Source organism: Streptomyces sp. CNT360 (assembly GCF_000424785.1).
Window position 1 is genome coordinate 252461 of the sequence record NZ_KE384244.1, and the last position, 21355, is coordinate 273815.

Here is a 21355-nt window from a genome sequence, read left to right on the forward strand (position 1 = left end):
GTGGTCCCCGCGCCTGCGGGGCTGTTCCCTGCTGGCGGGCCTGCTTCAGTGCACCGCCGAGGTGGTCCCCGCGTCTGCGGGGCTGTTCCCCAATGACCAGCGACACAAGCTGGGCATCCCCCACCAATGACGGTGAGGACCTCCCCAGCCCGCGGCGGGCTCCTGGGCCAGGACTTGTCCGGGCGATCAAGTGCGCAGCCAGATGACCAGGGCCGCTGCTGTGGCGGTGCCGAGGAAGACGTACCCGCGTTTGTCGTAGCGGGTGGCGATTGCCCGGGACTGCTTCAGACGCCATTTCAGTTGGCGTGATCTTGCGGCAGTCTGGAGTGATGACTGCTGCGCTTGTCGAGCGGATGGCGCCGGATGACCTGTGGGCCTTGTTCCAGCGGGTGGTTCCGCCGGCACCGGTGCGCCCGCAGGGTGGAGGGCTTCGTCGGTGCGGGGACCGCGAGGTGCTGGCCGCGATCATTTTCGTGGCCACCTCGGGGGTGCGCATGGAACCAACTACCGCCGGGCTTCGGCCTGTCGGGCGTGACGGCCTTCCGGCGGTTCACCGAGTGGAGCGAGGCCCGGGTGTGGGCCAAGCTCCACCGCCTGGTCCTCGACGAACTCGGCGCCAGGGATGAGCTGGACTGGTCGCGTTGCGCGATCGACTCCGTCAGTGTCCGGGCCCTCAAAGGGGGCAGCTGACGGGACCGAATCCGACCGACCGCGGCAAGAAGGGATCGAAAATCCACCTCATCGTCGACCGGCAGAGCCTGCCCCTGTCGATCGGCATCTCCGCCGCCAACCTCCACGACAGCCAGGCCCTCATCCCACTGGTCCGCGGCATCCCGCCCATCCGATCCCGTCGCGGCCCGCGACGCCGGCGGCCGGGAGAACTGCACGGTGACAAGGGCTACGACTATCGCCATCTGCGGCGGTGGCTGGCATCCCGTGGCATCCGGCACCGCCTCGCCCGCAAGGGCATCGAGTCATCCCGGCACCTGGGCCGACACCGCTGGGTCGTAGAGCGGACCGTGTCCTGGCTGTCCGGCTGCCGCCGCCTGCACCGCCGCTACGAGCGCAAGCCGGAACACTTCCTCGCCTGCACCGCCATCGCCGCAACCCTCATATGTCACCGCAGGCTGGCCAAGTGAAATGACGTCTTATGTGGTCACGCCGGCGGCTGATCGACGGCATACGCTTCCGGGTACGCACCGGCATCCCTTGGCGGGACATGCCTGAGGAGTACGGGCCATGCATGCGCTCGTACGACATCTTCCGCCGCTGGCAGCGGGACGGCACCTGGCAGAGGATCTTCACCGCGCCGCAGGCCCGCGCGGAGGACAACGATCTGATCACTTCGGACATTAACGTGGACTCCACCGTGGCCCGGGCGCACCAGCACGCCGCAGGTGCGCGGAAAAGGGGGATCCCCAAAGGGAGCCGCCCGGCGGCGTCGCCGTGGAGCCGGATGATCACGGGCTCGGCCGCTCGCGTGGCGGGCTGACCACCAAGCTGCACCTGGCGGTCGAGCAGCGGCAGAAGCCGATGTCGATCGTGATTACGGCGGGGCATCGGGGCGACTCGACGCAGTTCGAAGCGGTACTGGAAGGCACCCGGGCGCCCCAGCTCGGGCTGGGACGGCCGCGTACCCGGCCTCGCCGGGTACGCGCGGACAGGGCGTACGCCTCTGCCAAGAACCGCGCCTAACTGCGCCGACGTGGGATCCGCTGCACCATCCCGGACAAGGCCGACCAGGCGGCCAACCGCAAGAAGCGCGACTCGCGCGGCGGTCGGCCGCCCAGGTTCGACAAGGCCAGCTATAAGGAGAGGCACGCGGTGGAGTGCGGCATCAACCGCTTCAAGAGACACCGCGCCGTCGCCACGAGGTACGACAAGCTCGCTGTCCGCCACGAGGCGACCGTCCTTGTCGCCGCCATCAACGAGTGGCTGTGACCAGCACTTTCGAAGTTCGGCAGATCTGGACAGTTGGACCTCCGTGCTCACTCAGCCGGCGTGGAGAATCCGAAAGCGATCGGGTTCCGCCGGGTCCCGATCAACGACTTGGATCGGTGCCCAAGCCCATTGCCAAACGCCGACGCCCGGCGTGCGGGAGAACTTGATCGGCCTGCGGGCGCCCTCGACCGCCACGCGCGGCCATGACTCGGCGATGGCCGCCCGGTCCGTGCCGTGGGAACGCAGCACCGCAGCGAGGACGGCGACGGTGTCCCAGCCCTCGAAGGCGACGAAGGAGGGCGCTTCGCCAAGCCGCTCGCGGAGCTCCTTCCCGACTCGTTCACCGAGCGGACCGAGGCGCTCGGGCAGGTAGCGCAGGAACGGGATCCCGGCGCCGTCCTCACCCAGCGCCGCAGCCCATTCGGCGAACTCCGGTTGTCCGGCCGGAGCGCCGATAAGGATCTCCACGAGCCGCCGGTCGCCCCGGACGGCCCGGACGATCGGCACCGCCGGCTCCGGATGGCCGACCAGCAGTAGGAGCGCCGTCACGCCATGGTCGACGAGCGCGTCGCATAGAGCCTCGGGCGAGGGCGTCGCGTCGAGTTCGAGGACGGTGCCGCCGCGGGGAGCGAGGTGGTCCCGCAGAACGCGGGTCCCGGACGCCCAGTAGACGCTCGGCTGGGTCGCCACGGCGATCCGACTATGGCCCGCGCGGAGGAGGAAGTCCGCGTAGATCCGCCAGCCGTAGGACTGGGCCGGGGCCAGACGCGCGACCCACTCCGTCGGCTCCTCGGTGAGCGCGTCGAGCACCGCGGACGAGCAGAGAAACGGCACGCCGAGGGCGTCGGCTCGGGCGGCGGCGGCGCGGGCGACCACGCTGTGATACTCACCCGCCACGGCGGCCACGCCCAGGTGGGCCAGTTCGTCCACGGCCGCCGCGGCCCGCTCCGGATCGGCCGCGGTGTCCCGGACCACCAACTCCAGTGGTCTGCCGTCGATCCCGCCGGCGTCGTTGACCTCACGAACGGCCAGGTCGAGTCCTGCGAGCAGGTGTCGGCCCGCCTCGACCCAGCCGGGCCGCGTCAGCGGGACGAGAGCACCCAGGCGGATGGATGACCCGTCTGTGTGCTCCGCTCCGGACGGCGATGGTGGCGTGTTCATCGGGTGGCGTCTCTCCTGGGACGATGCCGTCGCGGTCCGCCCGGATCGCGCGCCGGCCGCTGGCGGTGCGCGATCATCACGTCCCGCCAAGGCAGGCACGCCCGGGTGATCATGCCGGTCATTGGATCCAATACCCGTGCCCATAGGCAACCGAGATTTCGCTCGCTGAGCCGCCAAGCTTCATCGTCATCGGCACCAGCGAGGGCCTGCACCCAGAAGGTCACTCCCGAAACACGCTCTAGGGGGCACGAAGTCCCGGGAGGACAGGCCATGCAGGTAGAGCAGGTCGACGCCCACGAGCTCGAAGACCTGCGTCTGATGGCCGTACGGTTCATGCGCCAGGTGGAAAGCGCTCGACGATGTCAAGCACGCCACCACGGCGCCGATGCAGGACGAAGGTGGTACCGCGACTATGCGCCGAGCTAGCTGACCGCGAACTCATGACCCGCAACCGGAGGCTGCCCGCCCTTGTCGACGCACCGCGCGGACGATCAGCAGGACGGATTCCGTACACATGAGGACGGGAAGCGCTGCGAACACGTGGCAACTGCGGAGAGGAGTTTGCGCAGGCCAGGCTGCCGCTAGCGGCTTTCCCGCAGGTCACAGCCCCTTCCTAGGGAAACTCCTGAAGCGGGTGTCGCAGGTTCGAATCCTGCCGGGGGCACCAGTAGGGCCGACTCGGGGTTGTTTCGGGTCGGCCTTTTTTGTGTTGGGGGCGACCGTCCGGGGGGTCAAAGGGAGGGGAGGGGGAGGGTGGTGGGGAGGGCGTGTTCGCCCTCGGGGGTGAGGACGAGGGTGCGGGGGCGGCTGCCGGGGGTCAGCCACTGGCGGGACAGGAAGGCGGCGAGAAGAGCGGCGCCCAACCGGCCTGCGAGGTGGTGGTGTTGTTCCGTCCAGTCCAGACAGAAACGCAGCAGAGGGCGGCGGGTGCGGGAGGGGCGGGCAGTGTCCGACAAGCTGACCCCCAGGGCGGCGAAGACGGTCTCCGCGGCGGGGCCCAGTTCGTAGGGGTGGGTGGACAGCGGGGCGGAGAGGGGGTCGTGGGGGCGGCGGCGGGTGTCGGAGAGGCCGTCGGTGGGGCGCAGAGCGTCTGCCGCGACCAACGCGGCGGTGACCTGTACACCGAGGTCGCCGGCGAGGTGGTCGTAGCAGCTGCGGGCACGGCGCAGCGCTGCGGCGCGGGTGTGGGCGCGCAGGGAGCGGACCGGGCGCGGCGGGGAGAGGGCGGTGAGGGCCTCCAGCGCGGTGGCGACCTCGGGGCCGGTGAGGCGGTAGTAGCGGTGCCTGCCGGACTTCTCCATGGCGACCAGTCCGCCCTCGCGCAGCTTCGCCAGGTGGGCGCTGGCCGTCTGCGGGGAGACGCCGGCCTCGTCGGCCAGTACCGAGGCAGGCAGCGGTCTGCCGTCGACCAGGGCCATGAGTACCCGGGCGCGGGCCGGGTCGGCGAAGAGCGCTGCGGCTGTGGCCGGGTCCGCCTCACCGTCCGTGCGTGGCTTCCCGCCGGAGGACGGCTCGCCGCCTGGAGGCGCCGCGCCGCGCGGGTCCGGTGCCGTATCACGGAGCGACGTCGTGGGCGACATCGTGGCCTGCTGGGGGTACGCGATGGTGGTCATGGCTCCAGTGTGCGTCGGTGACACTCGCTGTGGTGACGGCCGCTTTGGTGGCGGTCACCCGGCCCGTACCGGGCGGCACACGGCCCCCGGATCGGCCCGAGGGAACACCCGGCCACCGCGCGGACCGTCCGGAGGGAGCAACCGCTCACCGTGCGGACCATCCCGAAGGCGGAACCACTCACCACGCAGACCGCCCCAAGGGAGGGACCGGCCACCGGACAGACCGTACGGAGGGGGCAACCCCTCACCGTACAGACCGTCCCGAGGGCAGAACCGCTCATCACGCAGACCGCCCGGAGGGGACAACCACTCACCATGCGGACCGCCCCAAGGAGGCAACCCCTCACCGCGCAGACCATCCCGAAGGCGGAACCACTCACCACGCAGACCACCCCAAGGGAGGGACCGGCCACCGGACAGACCGTACGGAGGGGGCAACCCCTCACCGTACAGACCGTCCCGAGGGCAGAACCGCTCATCACGCAGACCGCCCGGAGGGGACAACCACTCACCGCGCAGACCGCCCCAAGGAGGCAACCCCTCACCGCGCAAACCGTCCCGAAGGCGGAACCACTCACCGTGCGGACCGCCCCAAGGAGGCAACCCCTCACCGTGCAGACCGCCCCAAGGAGGCAACCCCTCACCGAGCGGACCGTCCCGGGGGAGGGAGAGGCCGCCGGGCGGACGGGACCGCACGTGTCGGCTGGGTCGGCGTGGGAGGCGCCGCGTCGACGCTGACGGTGTTCGCCGTCGTCGGCTCCGGGCACCGCGGGCCGCACCCGCTGGGGATGTGCGCGTGCGCTGTCGCAGTGCCGGCCGGTGTCGGATGCGTGCTGTGGGAGCGTCGTACGGACGCTCCCATGCTGCCGCTCGGGCTGCTGCGACGGCCGGCTTGCGCCGGGCCGCAGCCCGGCGCCCTGGTGGTGGACATGGTCGCCAACGGGACGCTCTTCGTCACGACTCTCCACCAGTCCGTGCAGCACCGTTCGTCGTTCGTGGCCGGGGGGCTGCTGTTCCCACTGCTCGCGCCCCTCGCCGCACTGGCGCCGGTCACCGGTCGGCTGACCGCCCGGTGCGGGCCACGGACGCCCACGCTGCTCGGTACCTGCGTCTCCGCGTGCGGCTGTGCTGCCCTGCTGCTCGTGCAGACGGACAGCGGCCCGGCCGCACTCGTCCCCGGGCCGGCAGGGTTCGGCGTCGGCAGCGGCCTGTTCACGGCCGCCGTGGCAGCGGCCGTCATGGCAGCGGTCCCCGACCGATGTTCGGGGCTCGCCGACGGCGTCAACAGTGCGGTTCGCCAGACGGGTACGGCGCTTGGTGCCGCGGTCTTCGGCGCGGTCGCCGGATCGCCGCACGACGCCGACGCGTTCACCGGAAGGCTGCACCGTCCGGGGCTGTTGGAAGCGTCGCTGCGGGCTGCCGTCCTCGTTCTGACGGCGGTGACGGTCGCGGCACCGACCGGGCTGCGGCCCGAGACCTGCTGCGAGAGCCCGGGTCGAACCCACGCGGGGTGAGGGCGCCGCAGCCGGGCCTCGTCCCCCTCTCCCCGCGTGCGCCGCAGACACGGTGTTCATTGCAGCCCTCGGGACTCGGCTCCCGCCCCGTGCGCACGGGCCTGGCGGGGGCCGAGGGTGTGCAGGATGGTGGTGTGCAGCGCCGCATGCAGGCAGGCAGCCGGGGTCAGCGAGGCCGCGGGGGTGCACGGGACGGCCCAGTGGGGGCCCGGCGGATGCAGGCGGCTGCTGGGCGGGACGGTCACCCAGCTCGCCGTCCCGAGCACCTGGACGGCGGCGAACTCGTTGAAGGACCAGTCCCGTGCGCTGCCCGGTTCGATGAGCCAGTACAGCCTGCTGCCGTAGGGGTCGCGGATCACAGCTCCGGAAGAGGCGCCCAGCCGTGCGAGCACTCCTTCTCCCAGGTAGGCGGGCACCCTTACGGCGTCCCACCACTCCCCCGCGGGTAACAGCACGGCATCCAGGCCCTTCGGTAGCGGCCACCATACGGTCACGGCTTCTCCAGTACGTCCTGTGCGTCTGTCCATGTGTGCGGTCTGTACGTTTACGCGGTCGTTGCGGTCTGTGCGTCTGTGCGGGCCGTGCGAGCTGTACGGCAACGTTTCGGCACACCGTCCGGCGCACCGCCCTCCAGCACACCGTCCGTCCAGCACTCCGTGTGCCGGTGCGCCGTGCTCACGTGCGCTGCGTTCGGTGCCCTGTGTTCCTGCGCGTCTTGACGTTCCTGTGCGTCTTGACGTGGCCAGCCTGCCGCGGGGAAAGGCGGTGAAGTGTCACCAATGAGTGACACTTTGGTCGCAGTGAGTAGCCGATCGGCCCGGGTTCGGCGCTCCGACCGGCGCGGGGTCTCTCACAGGCCGAGCCAGGCGGCCATGTTGTCCAGGGTGTCGGGTGTGCGGCGGCGCTGCGCCACCAGGCCGTTGATGGTCTCGCGGGCGCCCGGGTGGTACCGCGTCTGCTCGGGGGCCAGTTTGCGCGCTGTCATCACGGACTCCAGGGCGGCGTCGCAGCGTCCGGTCTCCATCTCGGCGCGGGCCCGGTCCACGTAGAAGTGGGCGCGGCGTGACATGGGCCAGCCGTGCGGAAGCCGCACCCGGCGGGACTGGTCGAGCGCCTTTCCGTAACGTCGCATCTCCACCTGGGCGGACACCTCGTGCACGGCCACGTTGGCCGGCCCGAAGCTCAGCCAGTGCACGCGTCCGGCCTCGCCGGTGCGCTCCGCGTACGAGGCGGCCTGGCGCAGGTGGCCCTCGACGGCGTCCGCGTCGTGGGCGCGGGCGGCGATGACGCTCGCCCCCAGGTGCAACTGTCCGCACACCGCGAGCGTGTTGCGCGCTTCGCGTTCGGCACCGTCGGCGCGGGAGAGGGCCTGGTGCCCCGCGTCGATGAGCCGCAGCCCGATGGTGTGCTCGCCCTCGCGGAAGTAGGTGAGGGCCCGCATGTACTGGCGTACGGCGGCCAGTCGCGGGTCCGAGCCGCGTTCGGCGGCCCAGCCCAGCCGGTCGAGGGCGATGGTCGCCAGATCGTAGAAGCCCAGCTTGGTGGCGATGTCGTGTGCCGTGCGGTACGCCGAACCGAGTGTCTGCCACAGCGCGGTGCTGGGGGCGCGGTGCGCGGCGGCGGTGACCTCGGCGATGAACAGCGGCAGCGCCTGCGCCGCCTTGCTCAGCTGTGTGGCGCGCACCATGCGGCACAGGTCGTCGGCACGGGCGGCGAGCTCGGCCGCGCGGTCCTCCTCCCGCCGCCCGTCGTCCGCGGGGACGGGGGTGCCGTCCTCGAGGTCGTAGAGGTCCAGCGACTCGCGGATGGGCCGGATCAGGGCGGCGAGCCTGTCCTGTTGGAGTTCGGTGACGTACGGCTGTCCGGTCAGTACGGTCACATCGATCCGCAGCAGCCGTGCCACCGCCGAGATCAGATCCGGTGATGCGTTCTTGCGCCCCTCCTCGACCTGTCGTAACAAGCTGTAGGAGTACGGGATCTGGGCAGCCAGCCCGCGCTGCGTCAGTCCTGCCAGCTTGCGTTGGTGGGCGATACGGACGCCCGCGTGTTCTTCCTTCAGCCCGCGCATCCGCGACTCCGTTCGGCTTTTGGTGCCTCGGCACGGTAAGCACACCGCGACGACGTGCTGGTTCGCGTCCGGGAGCACCACTCGATCGAGTTCCGAAAAGTTGCGCCGGAGGGACGCGGTATGAGAGAGGCGTGCGGTACGGCGGGAGGTACGCGGGAGAGGAAGCGCTGTACGGCCCGTTTCCGTGGTGGGATGCGCCCATGGCCTCACGCGTCCTGTATCTGCTCGCCTGCGCCGCACCGCCCGCCCTCCAGGTGGCCGATGCCGTCCGGGACGCTCAACACGACGGCTGGGACGTGTGCTTGGGCCTCACCCCGACGGCAGCACAGTGGCTGGAGGGACAGCTTCCCGCCCTGGAGCGCCGGACCGGCCTTCCGGTGCGCTCCCGCTACAAGCAGCCCGGGGGGCCGGACGTCTGGCCGCCCGCGACGGTGGCCCTGGTGGCTCCCGCGACGTTCAACACCGTCAACCAGTGGGCGCTCGGCATCACCGACAAGTTCGTGGTCGGTTTCGCCGCGGAGGCGATCGGCAAGGGCATCCCTCTGGTGACGGTGCCGTGCGTGAACGCCGCCTATGCCCGGCACCCCCAGTTCGGGCGCTCCCTCGACGTGTTGCGGGGCGCGGGCGTCCGGGTGCTGTACGGGGAGGGCGGTTTCGTGCCCAACCCTCCGGGAGAAGGCCGCTCCCAGGCATTCCCCTGGGGCCTCGCCCTGAAGGCGGCAGGCGAGGCGGCGGACCGGGCCGTCGGCGAGAGCTAGCACGACCGGCCAGAGGGCGACGCCGCCTCGCTTCTTCGGCGGCAGCCCGCGTAACAGCGGCCCACGTCTCGGCAGTTCGCGTGTGAACCTGCGCGCTTCCCGTGGGCGGGGGTGCGCGTTGCTGGGTCACGCGTTACTCTTTGGGCAATCGGCTTGGTCACTCGGCCAAGTCGATTGCCCAATGCGAGACGTCGAAAGCGCACGACGAGGGCAGACGCGGCATTCCTGGGGAACGTCGTTCCAAGCCACCCGTGCGGCGCCGCAGCGAAGGAGACCTCGTGGCACCATCACCGTCCGCCACCGCCGCCGACCGCGGCCGCGAGGTACGGCAGCGGCTGCTGCGCGCCGGGGCGGAACTCATCGCGGAACGGGGCTGGTCGGCGGTGAGCACCCGGATGGTCGCGGAGCGGGCACAGGTCGGCTCCGGACTCGTCCACTACCACTTCGCCTCCCTGGGAGCGCTGTTGCGCCAGGCCGCCCTCGGGACGGTCGAGGCGCTCGCCAAGGAGACCGCCGCGTTGCTTGCCGCCGCCGCGGCACCGGGGGAGGCGCTGGAGCACGTCATGGGCACGCTCGACGACTACTCGGGCACCGATCCGACCTCGTTGCTCTTCACGGAGACCTACCTGGCGGCAACCCGCGACGAGGAGCTGAGGGAGGGCTTGGCACGGATCCTGGCCACCACCCGCGACGAACTGTCCGGACGGTTGAGCAGCCACGGAGTGGACCGCCCCGCGGAGACGGCAGCGGTGCTGCTGGCAGCCCTCGACGGGCTGATGCTGCACCGTGCGGCCGTTCCCTCCCTCACTTCGGGCTCTTCGGCCACCCCTGTGCTGCGCCGCCTGCTGAGCACTTCCGCCGACTGACACAACGCACACACCGACCGGTGCGACGCATGGGGCACGGTCGCGCCTCACGGGAGGGTGAACACGATGAAGGCCGTCATCTGCGGGGCCGGCATCGCCGGGCTGGCACTCGCCCACCGGCTTGCCGCCCACGGCTGGGAAAGCGACGTGGTGGAGCGGGCGCCCGGACCGCGCACCCAGGGCTACATGATCGACTTCTTCGGGCCGGGGTACGAGGCCGCCGAGGCCATGGGGTTGCTGCCACGGTTGCAGGAGCTCGGTTACGCCGTCCGCGAGGCCGCCTTCATGGACGAGCGGGGCCGCAGGCGGGCCGGGCTGGACTACGCGCAGTTCTCCGCGGTCGCGGGCGGCTCGCTGCTCAGCATCATGCGCCCGGACCTCGAACTGGCGCTCCGCGAGAGCCTGCCGGCCACGGTGGACCTGCGGTACGGAGCAAGCGTGACGGCCGTCGACAACCGCGACGACGGCGTCCGCGTGATTCTCGACGACGGCACGGTGCGCGAGGCCGACCTGCTGGTGGGCGCGGACGGCATCCACTCCACCGTGCGCGCCCTCGTGTTCGGGCCGGAGGGCAGCGAGGAGAGGTGTCTGCGTCCTCTCGGTTTCCACACCGCGGCGTTCGTGTTCGACGACCCGCGGGTGCGGGAACACGTCGCGGGCCGGTTCTGCCTGACGGACACCGTGGGACGCCAGATGGGTTTCTACGCGCTGCGCGGCGGGAAAGTCGCGGCCTTCACCGTGCACCGGGTGGCGGAGCCGTCCGCCCCGCTCCCCCGGGACACCCGAAAGGCCCTGCGTGAGACGTACGGTTCGCTCGGCTGGGTGGCCCCGCGGGCGCTGGAGGCGTGCCCGCCCTCCGAGGAGATCTACTACGACCATGTGGCACAGACCGTCCTGCCCCGGTGGAGTACCGGCAGGACCGTCCTGGTCGGTGACGCCTGCTACGCCGTCTCGCTGTTGGCGGGCCAGGGAGCCTCCCTGGGCATCGCCGGCGCCCATGTGCTGGCCGACCGCCTGGCAGCCGCTGAGGGGGACGTCCGGGCAGGGCTGGAGCGGTACGAGCAGGTATGGCGCCCGCTCGCCGAGGAGAAGCAACGCGCGGCGCGCAAGGGGGCGCGGTGGTTCCTGCCGGAGAACCAGGTGTGGCTGCGGGCCCGCAGGGCGGCCATGCACCTGTCGGGACTGCCGGGCGTCGACCGGCTGATCGCGGCGGCGGTGTCCGGCAAACCAGCCGAACTATCCGAACTCACAGCACCGAGGGGGCCCTCCCGCTGACCCGGCGGCGTTCCCCCCGCCCCCGCCGAGAGGCCCCGCCGCCTCGGTGAGCCCATCCCCGGTCGGCGGTGACGTCCCGTCGCCGGTGACGTCCCGTCGGCCGTGACCTCCCGTCTTCGGTGACGTCCCGTCGGGCGCGGCTCCGCGTCCACCCGGTCGTACGACCAAGGACCGAGCCGGAGGGAGAAATTTCGGCTCGCCGGCCGTTCGTTGTGCTGGGCGAAGGAAGGAACATGCGGCGCGGTCCCTCCGTGCCGTCGGCCGATCCGAGGAGGCAGCGCCCATGCCTGTCCAGCTCAACCACACCATCGTGCGCGCCAGCGACAAGAAACGGTCAGCGGAGTTCCTCGCCGGGCTGCTGGGGCTCGACGTCCAACCGCAGTTCGGACCGTTCCTGCCGGTCCTGACGGCGAACGACGTCGGGCTCGACTTCGCCGACGCGGGCGACGAACCGGTCACACCGCAGCATTACGCGTTCCTGGTGTCCGAGGAGGAGTTCGACGCGATCTTCGGCCGGATCCAGGCCGCGGAGCTCACCTACTACGCCGACCCGGGCCGTAGCAGGCCCGGGGAGATCAACACCCGGGACGGCGGCCGCGGCGTCTACTGGCTCGACCCCGACGACCACGTGCTGGAGATCCTCACCCGCCCCTACGGCTCCGGTGGCCGGACCGGCTGACGAACCGCACCGGACCCGGGCGCCCGAGGGCAGCGAGCCGGTCAGTGCTCGCTGCTCCCGGCGCCCGGCCCGCCGTCCTCGTCGTCCGGGCACGGCGTGCCCCGCGGCAGCTTGTAGGGGGCCGCGACGTGGTAGACGCCGGGCCGGGGCGCCTCCAGAACCGTCCAGGTGTCCAGCACCGGCTCGTCCTTGCCCTCCGGCGGCGGCCCTCCGAACGTGGGCTCCGCCTCGCGCAGACACCCGTTGACGTTCTCCCCGCGGTCCCGGGGCGGCGCCACCCGGTCGCCCTCCTTGTCGACGAGCCCGAGCCACGGCGAGTACGGCACCCGCACGAGCACGCGCCCGCTCTTGTTGACCCGCACCGTCACGCTCTCCGCATCGGCGCGCTCCACGGAGGCGGAGGCGTCCACCAGCGGCACGGCGTCCTTGACGCGGAAGAGCCGCCAGCTCGCGTCCGACCAGATCTCCTTCAGGTACGGCTGCCCCTCGCCCACGAGCTTGGCCTCGGCCACGCCGCCCGCGATGTCCGGCGGGTCGGCGGGCAGCACGACGTAGTGCACCGCCCACCGGCGCAGCCACTCGCGGTAGCGCTCGGGGTTCAGGTTCTTCTCGTAGAAGAGGGGGTTGCGCTCCAGGTCGGCCTGGCGGTTCCAGCCGCGGGCGAGGTTGGCGTACGGCGCCAGGGCCGAGGCCTCGCGGTGGCTGTTGACGGGGACGACCTCCACACGGGCGCGGTCCGCGTGGACCTTCCGCAACTGGGACACCAGCGGTTCCAGTTCCTTGGACCAGTTGGTGTCGGGCGTGGTGTGCAGGACGTCCCAGGTGGGCTTGGCGACCTGCCAGCCCATGGTGACCAGCAGCGCCAGCGCCATCGCCAGGCCCCTGCGGGACTTCCACGGCTGCCACCCGCGGCCCACCACGAGCGGTACGGCAGCCAGCAGCACCACGGCCCCGAACAGCAGCCCGAGCCGCTCGACGTTGGAGCCCAACTGGGAGGGGATCGCCCAGGTCAGCAGGATGCCCAACGCGTAGACGGCGCCGGCGACCCGTACCGCCACCCACGCCTTGGGCACGAGCAGCGTCACCGCGACCGCCCCGAGCACCGGGAAGATCACCGACACGAACGGCATCGGCATGACGCCGGTGAAGGGGAACAGCAGCGCCGAGAACGCCACCACCACCGGTGGCGGAACGGCGATGGCGAACATCGCCGCGGGCCTGCGGGCCAGCAGCAGCGAGGCCGCCACGACCTCCAGGTACAGCCCCGCGACGGGGCTGGCCGCGGTGGCCAGCGCGGCCAGCACGATGGCGAGCGCCGCCCGCAGGTACCGCGCCGGCCGGCTCGCACGCCCCCCGCGCCAGCGCGCGGGCCACGTCCAGACCACCGCCACCGCACCGAGCCCGAAGAGCGCTCCGAGCGCGAACGTGACCCGGCCGGAGGCCGCGTCGCACGCGAAGGCGAAGGCGCCCCACAGCGAGGGCACCAGGGGTCTGGGCACCGTCCGCGCCAGGAGCAGGGCGAGCAGACCCGCCGAGAGCACTCCGGCGAGGATCAGCGTCGAACGGACGCCGAGGACGGCCATCAGGTAGGGCGAGATGACGCTGTAGGAGACGGGGTGCAGTCCGCCGTACCAGGCGAGGTTGTACGCCGATCCCGGGTGCGCGGCCGCGAACTCGGCCCACGCGTCCTGAGCCGCCAGGTCTCCGCCGCCGCTGGCCAGCAACCACAGCCACAGCAGGTGCAGCAGCGCTGCGACACCCAGCGCGGTGACGACCAGAGGAAGCGGCCTGACCCGGCCGTCCTCCCGCGCCCACCAGCTCCGCAACCGGCTGCGGGCACTGCCCTTGCCGACGTCGGGCCGGTCTGTCCCGTCCGTCACGGCGTCGGCGTCGGCGTCGGCCTCGGCGTCGGCGTCGGCGTCGGCGTCGGCGTCGGCGTCGGCGTCGGGTACAGCAACGGCGTCGGTGTCGGCCGAGGCACCGGTGGCGGCTGCACCGCGGGCCTCCGCGTCCGCGACGTCCTCGCCGCCGCCGTGGACGGCGTCGTCACCCCGGCCGACACCGTGGTCGTGGCCCGCACCGTGGTCGAGGCCCGCACCGAGGTCGTCGCCGGATGCAGCGCCGGTCGCACCGTCGGCACCGTCGGCCCCGGGACTGTCGCCGCCCGCGCGGGCGTCACTGCCCGCCGGGGCGTCGCTCCCCGTGCGGGCGTCGCCTTCCGCTGGGACGTGGTCGGGGCGCTCGGCGGCGTCCCGTGCGCCCGGGAGGGCACTCGTCGCGCTCGTCTCGGCCCCCGGGTCGTCCGTCGTGCACGGACGCTGCCCGGGAACAGGCATACGAGCGGCATCCGTGGCGTCGTCCACGCCCGGACTCCCGGTTATCCCGTCGGCGCCGGCGTCAGGATCCGACTCCGGCGTCCGCGGTCGATGCACAGTGGACACTGCGCTCTCTCCCCCGTCCTCCCCGTACGGATGTGCGGCTCAGATCCGCACGACGTTATCGGACAGCACCCCCGCGCTTCCTGCCGCCCCACGCACCCCCGGGGTTTTCCGCCACGGGGAGCGCGGCGCGTGGGCGGGCCGGGCGCACCGGCCGGAACGGGGGACGCCGCAGGGCGGCAAAAGGTTCAGTGGACGTCAGCCGATGCGTGTCAGCTTGTCCGGGAACCCGGGCTCGGACAGGTCCTTCTGGAGGGCGACGGGGACCTTCACCTGGCCGGGCCCGTCTCCCGCCGTCAGCGTGCCGACCTTGGTGCCGGCCTCGGCCTCGTGGGGGACGGTTCTGCTCCCGTCGGTCAGGCCCAGCTCGACCTTCAGGCCCGACCAGCCCACCGCCGACACGTCCTTGGTGGCCACGACCGGGGTCTTTCCGCCGAGCTGGTCGTCCACGTAGCCGACGACCTGGCCCTTCTTGACCACCGTCCGGGAGGTCAGCGAGTCCTGCGCCGCGTCGATCAGCTTCTTGCTGGCGCCCAGAACGGTGTCCAGGATCGAGGGCTGGTACTGCCCGAGCATCGCGCCGACGATCAACTGCTTGGTGCCGCCGACCTCCTTCTCGGCCGCGAACACCAGGTTGCCGCCTGCCTTGGTGGTGGTGCCCGTCTTGATGCCGACGACGCCGTCGACCGGCACGAGCTTGTTCCAGTTGGGCTGCGTCTTGCCGTTGCGGTCCTCGTAACCGGACTGCCGCACGACCTCGCGGAAGATCGGGAACTGCATGACCTTCTTCGCCAGCTTCACCTGGTCGGCGGCGGTGCTGACGGTGGAGGCCGTGAGGCCGCTGGGGTCGGTGTAGTGGGTGTTGGTCATGCCCAGGTCCTTGGCGGCCGCGTTCATCTTCTTGACGAACGCCTTCTCCGAACCTGCGTCCCAGCGTCCCAGCAACCGTGCCACGTTGTTCGCGGAAGCGATCATTATCGCGTTGAGCGCCTCGCGCTGCGACAGCTTCTCGCCCGCCTGCACCTTGACCGTCGACTCGTTCTGGGAGCTGAGCCCCGCCTCGTCCTCGGCCTTCTGGTCGACGGGGATCTGCGCGCCCTTGGACCCCTTCTTGACCGGGTGGTCGCGCAGGATCACGTAGGCGGTCATCACCTTCGCCACACTGGCGATCGGTACCGGCTTCTGCTTCCCGTACGACCCGAACGAGCCCAGCCCCTGCACGTCGATCACGGCCTGCCCCTCGGAGGGCCAGGGCATCGACGGCTTCGCGCCCTCGAACGTGTAGGTCTTGGACGCCGTCAAGGACAGCTCGGGGTCCGGCAGCGGGCGCACCGCCTGGACCACGACGAAGACGACCGCGAGCAGCAGCACCAGCGGCGTCCAGATCTTCACCCGGCGGGCCGCCGTGCGCAGCGGCGTCTCCGGCGGCGGCGGGGTGTTGGTCAGCTGGGCCAGCAGGTCCAGCGGGGGCGGATCCTGCCGGCCGCCCGCCTGCGCCTCGGGGCTGCCGGGCATCGGCTGCTGCCGGGTCCGCTCCGGCTCGCTCTCCCCGGCGCTCGGCGCATCGCCCGCACCGGGCGCTGCATCGGGGACCGGCGGCACCGCAGGCGGCCCCGCGGGGCGCTGCGGAGCCGCCGTCGGTCCCAGGCCGGCCGTCGGCGCCGCCGACGGAGGTGAGGTGGGCCTGCTCGGCACTTCGGGGCCCGCGGGTGCGGCGGGCGGCAGCGGCTGGGCGGGGGTACGCGGTGTGTCGGCGGACCGGAGCGGGACGAACTGGCTGGTGCGCTCCGCTTCCGACTCGTCACCGCCCTCACCGCCACCCGACCGGCTCGGCGCACCGCTGGCCGACTTGTCCCCGGTCTTCTTTCCCCCGGCTGCCTTGCCACCGGCTGCCTTGTCCGCAGCGGGCTCGCCCGCAGCGGACTTGCCCGCTGCCGACTCGCCCTGGCCCGGCGTACCGCCGCCCGGCCTGCCCGTGGCCGGATCCGAGGGGGACGGCGGAGTCGAGGGAACCGGCGGGGCCGACGGGGAAGAAGCGGCTGCCGGGGACGCGGAGGCGGCGGTGCGCGGGTCGGCTGTACGGGGGTCGACGGCGCCGGTACGGCCCTCCGAACCGGCCGAACCCTTTCTTCCGGAGGTTCCCGTCGAAGCAGCCTTTCCGTGCTTTTCGGACTTGTTGCCGCCGGGTGCCTTCGTGGCGCCGTCCGGCGCGGCCTCGGGGGCGCGGAAAATCGCCGTCGGCTGGTCGACGGCGGGCTCGGCAGCGCCCTCGGGCGCTCCGTCGCGCTCGGCCGCGTCGCCGTCCTTCCGGTCCGCCCCGTTCTCCCGGTCCGACCCGCCCTTACCGGCGTCCTTGGCCCGCCTGGAGGCACCGAAGAACGCCGAGGTCAGTCGCTCGGCGCGGTCGGCGGCCGCCTTGTCGTCCTGGTTGTCCTGGTTTCCAGGGTTGCCCTGGTCGCCGCCCTTCTCGTCGCCGCGCAGGATGCCGAACATCGCGGTCGGCGCGTCCGGACGGCCACCGCCGCCCTGGGTGCCGTCCGCGGCGCCTTCCCGGGCGTCCGAGGCCGCGTCCGCAGCCGCCGCGCCTGTCCCCGCACCGTCCGACTTCGGCCGGACCGGCAGACCGGACGCGGCCCCCTGGGCGCCCTCGGCGCCGCCTGTCCCGCTCTTCCCGGCGGGCTCCGCGCTCCGCGTACCGTCAGCCGCGCCGACGCCCTCTCCAGCCGCGTCCTCCGACGCCGCCGGGTGGTTCTCGTCACCGGCGACCCAGGCCGCGACGGCGGACTTCAGCCGCTGGTCGCTCTCGTCACCCGCACCGGCCTCGCCGGATCCCGGCTCCGCCGACGCGTCCTCCGCGGGGGTCTCATCCGCATTGCCCGTCGGGGCCGCCGGAGAGGGGATCTTCGAGGACTTCGCGTCCTTCTCCGCTCCGGAGCCGTTCAACCGTTCGTTTTCGGTCGTCTCGCCGGAGGGCGCAACCGTGCCGCCGCTCCCCGTCGTCTCCCCCGACGACTTCTCCCGCTCCGACCTGTCGGGGGATTCGCCCGCCACCGATGCCTCCTGATGCTGCTCGCCGCTCGCCATACCAGTTAACAGTGTCCCGCGCACCGAGGCCGCCACCGGCGTGGCGGCACTCCTCCAGAGAGCGGCTTCGACGGCCACCCCATGCGGCAGACGAGAACGACATACCTACTGGTTCCCGTCCATAACGTCCAGGCACTCTCGACAGACCATTGTGAGAGGGGTCACCCTGTCATTCATCCACGCGGGGAGGCATGGATGGGCAGGAGCCGCAGAACAATTCCCGAGGAGCTTCTGCTGCTCGCTCTGGACCCGGCCACGGGTACCACGGCGCAGCCGCAGTCGCTTGACCTCGGCCTGGCCGGTGCGCAGCTCGTGGAGCTGGCTCTGGCGGGACGGATAGCCCCGGACGGGGACCGTATCGCCGTGGTGCTGCCACGGCCGACCGGAGATCCGACGCTGGACTCCGCACTGGAACTGCTGCGCAGGCGCGGCAGTCCGGTACGCGCGGTCCACTGGATCGGCGGACCCCGGCTGGGGTTGCGCCAAACCTATCTCACACACCTGGAACGGTGCGGCATGGTGCATGCCGTTTCCGGCCAGATGTGCGGGGTGCTGCCGACGACGCGCTATCAGGCCACGGAGACGGCCATCAGCCGGGAGATCAGGGCCCGGCTGGACGCCGCGATCCGCACCGGGGTCCCGCCGGACCCACGGACGGCGGCGCTCGCCGCGCTGGCCCACGCGGTCGGCCTCGGCAAGCACCTCTATCCCGGCAACGAGGGGCGCTCGTGCCGCTCGCGCTTGCGGGATCTGATCAGGCACGACCCGATGGGCGGTCTCGTCGCGCACGCGGTGATGGACGTGCAGAACGGTGTCGCACAGCCGCGGCGGGCCCCGGCCCCGTCCGGCGGTGCACCACCGGGCCGTTCCCCGGCACGCGCGCCGGCGACCGCGTCGGCGCGGCGTGTACCGGACCAGGCCCACCATCTGGCGGGCGGCATGGTCCGCGCGGGAGCCCGCTGAGCCCCGCCGCACAGGCGCGCAGGGCACACCGAGCCGCGCGGAGACACCCCGAGGGTGCTCCGCGCGGACCCCTGCAAGCTCTCCTCCACGGGATGGCCCCGGGGAGCTTCCGACGCAGGCGCTCCCGGGGAAGACTTCCGCGCCCCGGCGCCGCCGGAAGCGTCCCCTGGGAGGAACCACGGCAGTGACCTGCCCGCACGGAGCACGGCGCGAGCGCTCCGTGCGGACAGGTCGGTCGTTGCAGTCCGAACAGGGCCGCGCCGCGGGGAGTTTCAGGTCGGCCGGATACCGCCGGGCCCGGCCCGCTCTCTCGCACACACGGTCCCTCTCACACACCGTCCCTCACGCACACGGTTCTCCGATGCGCGGACCGACCCACGCGTGACAGCCTCGTGCGCGCAGCCCGCGCGCGAGCCCGCACCGCTTCGACGGGACGGTCCGGCAGGACGTCGCCGCGCGCGGCTGCACGGACGCGGCCCCGCAGGACGGCGCACGATGACGCGGGGGTGACGCAGGGAGGCTGCGGCGGGGATCGTTCTGGCGTGCGCCGCGCTCGCGTGCGCCGCCTTCGCACGCTCTTTCCGGGTTTCTGTCACGCGTCCGGTGCGCGTCCCGTGGTTTTGCGCGTTTCTGTACTCGGCTCCGCACTCTCTGTTGCCATTTCCCAGCGCAGGCGCGCCTGTTGATGGCAACCTGCTGGGAGTAGTCGTACTTACACGGAGGTGCGGTCCCGTGGCGTCGAACGTCAACCCCACAGTCCGGCGTCGCCGACTGGGTCAGGAGTTGCGCCGCCTGCGCGAACAGCGCGGCATGACGGCCGAGGAGGTCGCGGACCGGCTGCTGGTGTCGCAGTCGAAGATCAGCCGGCTGGAGAACGGGAGACGCAGTATCAGCCAGCGGGACGTGCGCGACCTGTGCGGCGTGTACGAGGTCGAGGACCGCCGGATAGTCGACTCCCTGATGCAGATGGCCAAGGAGTCGCGCCAGCAGGGGTGGTGGCATGCGTTCGGCGACATCCCCTACAGCGTCTACATCGGCCTGGAGACCGACGCGGCGTCGCTGCGGGTCTACGAGCCCCAGGTGATGCCCGGCCTGCTGCAGACCCGGCCCTACGCGGAGGCTGTCGTCGCCGGCGCGCTGCCGGAGGCCACGGCGGCGGACATCGAGCGGCGCGTGCAGGTGCGGCTGCGCCGTCAGGAGCGCATCAGGGACAGCCGCAACCCGCTGCGGCTGTGGGCGGTGCTCGACGAGTCGGTGCTCCGCCGTGAGGTGGGCGGCAAGCACACGATGGCCGAGCAGCTCGAATACCTCAACGAGATGTCCCAGCAGCCCCACGTGACGCTCCAGGTGATGCCGTTCTCGATGGGCGCGCACCCCGGGGTGAACGGGCAGTACGCCATTCTGGAGTTCCCGGACGCCTCGGACTCCACCGTCGTCTACCTGGAGGGCGTCACCAGCGACCTCTACCTGGAGAAGGCGAACGACGTCCAGAACTACAGCGTCATGTACGAGCATCTGCGGGCCCAGGCGCTGAACCCGGACCAGACCCGGGAGTTCATCGAGCGGGTCGCCAAGGACTACGCCCGGGGTTGAGGACCGGCGTCCCGCATGTGCCCGCGGGAAATGCCGTGAGGAGCAGGCGAGGTTACACCGCGGGCAGCCGCCTGATGAAGAGCGTCTGGAATATGCCATCCGGTTGAGTGAACGGCCCCTTCGCGCGCCCGAATCGCCGCGTAATGTCGTTCGCACGTCAGGAACAACTAGGTACAACCAGGAACAACCGGAGCGAACATGGCGATCCAGCAGGGAACGACCCACACCTGGACCAAGTCCAGCTACTCGACGGGGAACGGCGCGTGCGTGGAGGTGAAGTCGCCGGCAGTGCGCACAGTCGCGGTGCGTGACTCCAAGGACCCGCAGGGCCCGGCGCTCAGCTTCCGTCCGGAGGCATGGGGGACGTTCGTGGCCGAGGTGAGCGGCGCACGGACCGGCGCCGTCCGGAGCTGAGGCCGGGAGCCGACAACGCAGCACAGCCCTCTCGACTGGCCCGCCGTCCCGGCCGAGGGGGCTTCGCGCTGTCAGCGCCCTTCCCGCACTCCGGTCAGCGGAGCTGGTCCACGTAGGTGTCCGTTCCCGGGACGGTCGGCACGAACGGTGCCACCAGCTCCGTCCGCCACGGCCCGCCCGCCGCGACGGTCTCCACCAGGCCCGTGAAGCATGCCTCCCAGCGGTCGCGCGGGTCCTCCTGGAGGAACCACAACAGGGTCAGCCGGGTGTCCACGCCGTCGACCTGACGGACGTACGCCATGCGGTCGGCGGGTAGCGGGGTGGGGCGGAACACGGTGACCATCGCAGCCGGTGAGCCCTTCAGCCGGGCCGGCAGATGGCTGGTGCGCAGCCAGGCGAGCAACTCGGCGCGTGCGTCGGGGCCGTCGGCGTCGACGACCTGGAGCACCAGTCCGCGGTAGGGGTGGTCGAGTGCGTGGTGGTCGCGCGGGCCGGCCGCGCCGTCGCGGTAGACGGTCGTGGCGTGGTCCTGGAAGCTCGTGAAGACGTGGGTGCGCTCGTGGTGCACGCGGGCGTCCCGGTTGAGCCGTTTGTTGATGGCGACGGTCCACTTCATGTGGTCCTCGTAGCGCCCCTCGGTGATCCAGTACGTCGACAGGTAGCAGCCCGCCGTCACCGGCTGCGCCACCGCCGAGTCCGCCGGGTAGCGCAGCAGTTGCAGTTCGCGGGTGGCCACCCAGCGGCGCCCCGCGTAGAGCCAGGGCATGGCCATGGCGCCGGCGATCCAGTGGTCGTCCTCGTACCAGCGGTTGTAGGCGTACTCGTGGCCCGGGTGCGGCTCGACCATGGTGATCAGGGCGTGCCCCGGGTGCACGCCGTAGGGGCCGGCCGAGGCGAGGCGCGCGTAGCTGTCGCTGTCCGGTTCGTCCATCGTGGCTCTTCCTTCCCCTGGGCACGCCCCTTACCGTTCTCCTACGGTGTAGCTGAC

Annotated in this window: 15 protein-coding genes and 3 pseudogenes; 10 read left to right on the plus strand and 8 right to left on the minus strand. The window is 71.9% G+C overall.

The genetic code is table 11. The features are described 5' to 3' along the window. Positions 1–186: 186 nt before the first annotated feature. A pseudogene (locus tag H297_RS44655) lies at positions 187–288 on the minus strand (IS5/IS1182 family transposase); the annotation flags it as partial. Between the two features lie 41 nt (positions 289–329). Here H297_RS44655 and H297_RS42995 point away from each other — a divergent pair. Together H297_RS42995 and H297_RS42205 are read left to right on the plus strand one after the other, a co-directional pair. Continuing rightward, a pseudogene (locus H297_RS42995) lies at positions 330–1139 on the plus strand (IS5 family transposase). Positions 1140–1150: 11 nt separating this feature from the next. Next, a pseudogene (locus H297_RS42205) lies at positions 1151–1941 on the plus strand (IS5 family transposase); the annotation flags it as partial. 51 nt (positions 1942–1992) lie between these two features. Here H297_RS42205 and H297_RS0128830 read toward each other — a convergent pair. Both H297_RS0128830 and H297_RS38975 read right to left on the minus strand, forming a co-directional pair. Further along, positions 1993–3102, minus strand: a complete 1110-nt coding sequence (locus tag H297_RS0128830; RefSeq protein WP_027739881.1) for an ABC transporter substrate-binding protein — start codon at positions 3100–3102, stop codon at positions 1993–1995. A 731-nt stretch (positions 3103–3833) separates the two neighbouring features. After that, entirely contained in the window at positions 3834–4715 is an 882-nt protein-coding gene (locus H297_RS38975; protein ID WP_486589710.1) for an ArsR/SmtB family transcription factor, read from the minus strand. A gap of 860 nt (positions 4716–5575) precedes the next feature. Here H297_RS38975 and H297_RS40565 point away from each other — a divergent pair. After that, positions 5576–6229: an MFS transporter gene (locus H297_RS40565; protein ID WP_158693765.1), complete on the plus strand. Its 654-nt coding sequence runs from the start codon at positions 5576–5578 to the stop codon at positions 6227–6229. A gap of 56 nt (positions 6230–6285) precedes the next feature. On the opposite strand, the gene H297_RS38985 is transcribed toward H297_RS40565, so the two are convergent. Further along, positions 6286–6684, minus strand: a complete 399-nt coding sequence (locus H297_RS38985; protein ID WP_486589711.1) for a hypothetical protein — start codon at positions 6682–6684, stop codon at positions 6286–6288. Positions 6685–7079: 395 nt separating this feature from the next. Beyond that, positions 7080–8297, minus strand: a complete 1218-nt coding sequence (locus H297_RS0128850) for a helix-turn-helix domain-containing protein (RefSeq protein WP_027739882.1) — start codon at positions 8295–8297, stop codon at positions 7080–7082. A gap of 200 nt (positions 8298–8497) precedes the next feature. Here H297_RS0128850 and H297_RS38990 point away from each other — a divergent pair, with 200 nt between their 5' ends. The 4 genes from H297_RS38990 to H297_RS0128870 all read left to right on the plus strand — a co-directional run bounded on the left by H297_RS38990 (position 8498) and on the right by H297_RS0128870 (position 11875). Then, positions 8498–9055, plus strand: a complete 558-nt coding sequence (locus H297_RS38990) for a flavoprotein (protein ID WP_037795652.1) — start codon at positions 8498–8500, stop codon at positions 9053–9055. Positions 9056–9333: 278 nt separating this feature from the next. Then, the gene (locus H297_RS0128860) at positions 9334–9921 is read left to right on the plus strand and encodes a TetR family transcriptional regulator (RefSeq protein WP_027739883.1); all 588 of its coding nucleotides are present in this window, start codon (positions 9334–9336) and stop codon (positions 9919–9921) included. A 66-nt stretch (positions 9922–9987) separates the two neighbouring features. Then, positions 9988–11196 carry an FAD-dependent monooxygenase gene (locus H297_RS0128865; RefSeq protein ID WP_027739884.1) on the plus strand — a complete coding sequence of 403 codons (1209 nt, stop codon included), beginning with the start codon at positions 9988–9990 and terminating at the stop codon, positions 11194–11196. 283 nt (positions 11197–11479) lie between these two features. Continuing rightward, positions 11480–11875 (plus strand): VOC family protein, encoded by a 396-nt coding sequence (locus H297_RS0128870; protein WP_027739885.1) that lies wholly within the window; start codon positions 11480–11482, stop codon positions 11873–11875. A 41-nt stretch (positions 11876–11916) separates the two neighbouring features. Here the strand turns inward: H297_RS0128870 and H297_RS38995 are convergent, their stop codons facing one another. Both H297_RS38995 and H297_RS0128880 read right to left on the minus strand, forming a co-directional pair. Then, positions 11917–14211, minus strand: coding sequence for an MFS transporter (locus H297_RS38995; RefSeq protein ID WP_486589712.1), 2295 nt, complete (start codon positions 14209–14211; stop codon positions 11917–11919). Positions 14212–14511: 300 nt separating this feature from the next. After that, positions 14512–17364 (minus strand): serine hydrolase, encoded by a 2853-nt coding sequence (locus H297_RS0128880; protein ID WP_027739886.1) that lies wholly within the window; start codon positions 17362–17364, stop codon positions 14512–14514. A 228-nt stretch (positions 17365–17592) separates the two neighbouring features. On the opposite strand from H297_RS0128880, the gene H297_RS0128885 reads away from it, so the two are divergent. The 3 genes from H297_RS0128885 to H297_RS0128895 all read left to right on the plus strand — a co-directional run bounded on the left by H297_RS0128885 (position 17593) and on the right by H297_RS0128895 (position 20367). Next, positions 17593–18360 carry a GOLPH3/VPS74 family protein gene (locus tag H297_RS0128885; RefSeq protein WP_027739887.1) on the plus strand — a complete coding sequence of 256 codons (768 nt, stop codon included), beginning with the start codon at positions 17593–17595 and terminating at the stop codon, positions 18358–18360. Positions 18361–19092: 732 nt separating this feature from the next. After that, positions 19093–19953 carry a Scr1 family TA system antitoxin-like transcriptional regulator gene (locus H297_RS0128890; protein ID WP_027739888.1) on the plus strand — a complete coding sequence of 287 codons (861 nt, stop codon included), beginning with the start codon at positions 19093–19095 and terminating at the stop codon, positions 19951–19953. 198 nt (positions 19954–20151) lie between these two features. After that, positions 20152–20367 carry a DUF397 domain-containing protein gene (locus H297_RS0128895; protein WP_027739889.1) on the plus strand — a complete coding sequence of 72 codons (216 nt, stop codon included), beginning with the start codon at positions 20152–20154 and terminating at the stop codon, positions 20365–20367. Positions 20368–20461: 94 nt separating this feature from the next. Here H297_RS0128895 and H297_RS0128900 read toward each other — a convergent pair whose 3' ends face one another. Then, entirely contained in the window at positions 20462–21298 is an 837-nt protein-coding gene (locus tag H297_RS0128900; RefSeq protein ID WP_027739890.1) for a hypothetical protein, read from the minus strand. Positions 21299–21355: the final 57 nt, after the last annotated feature.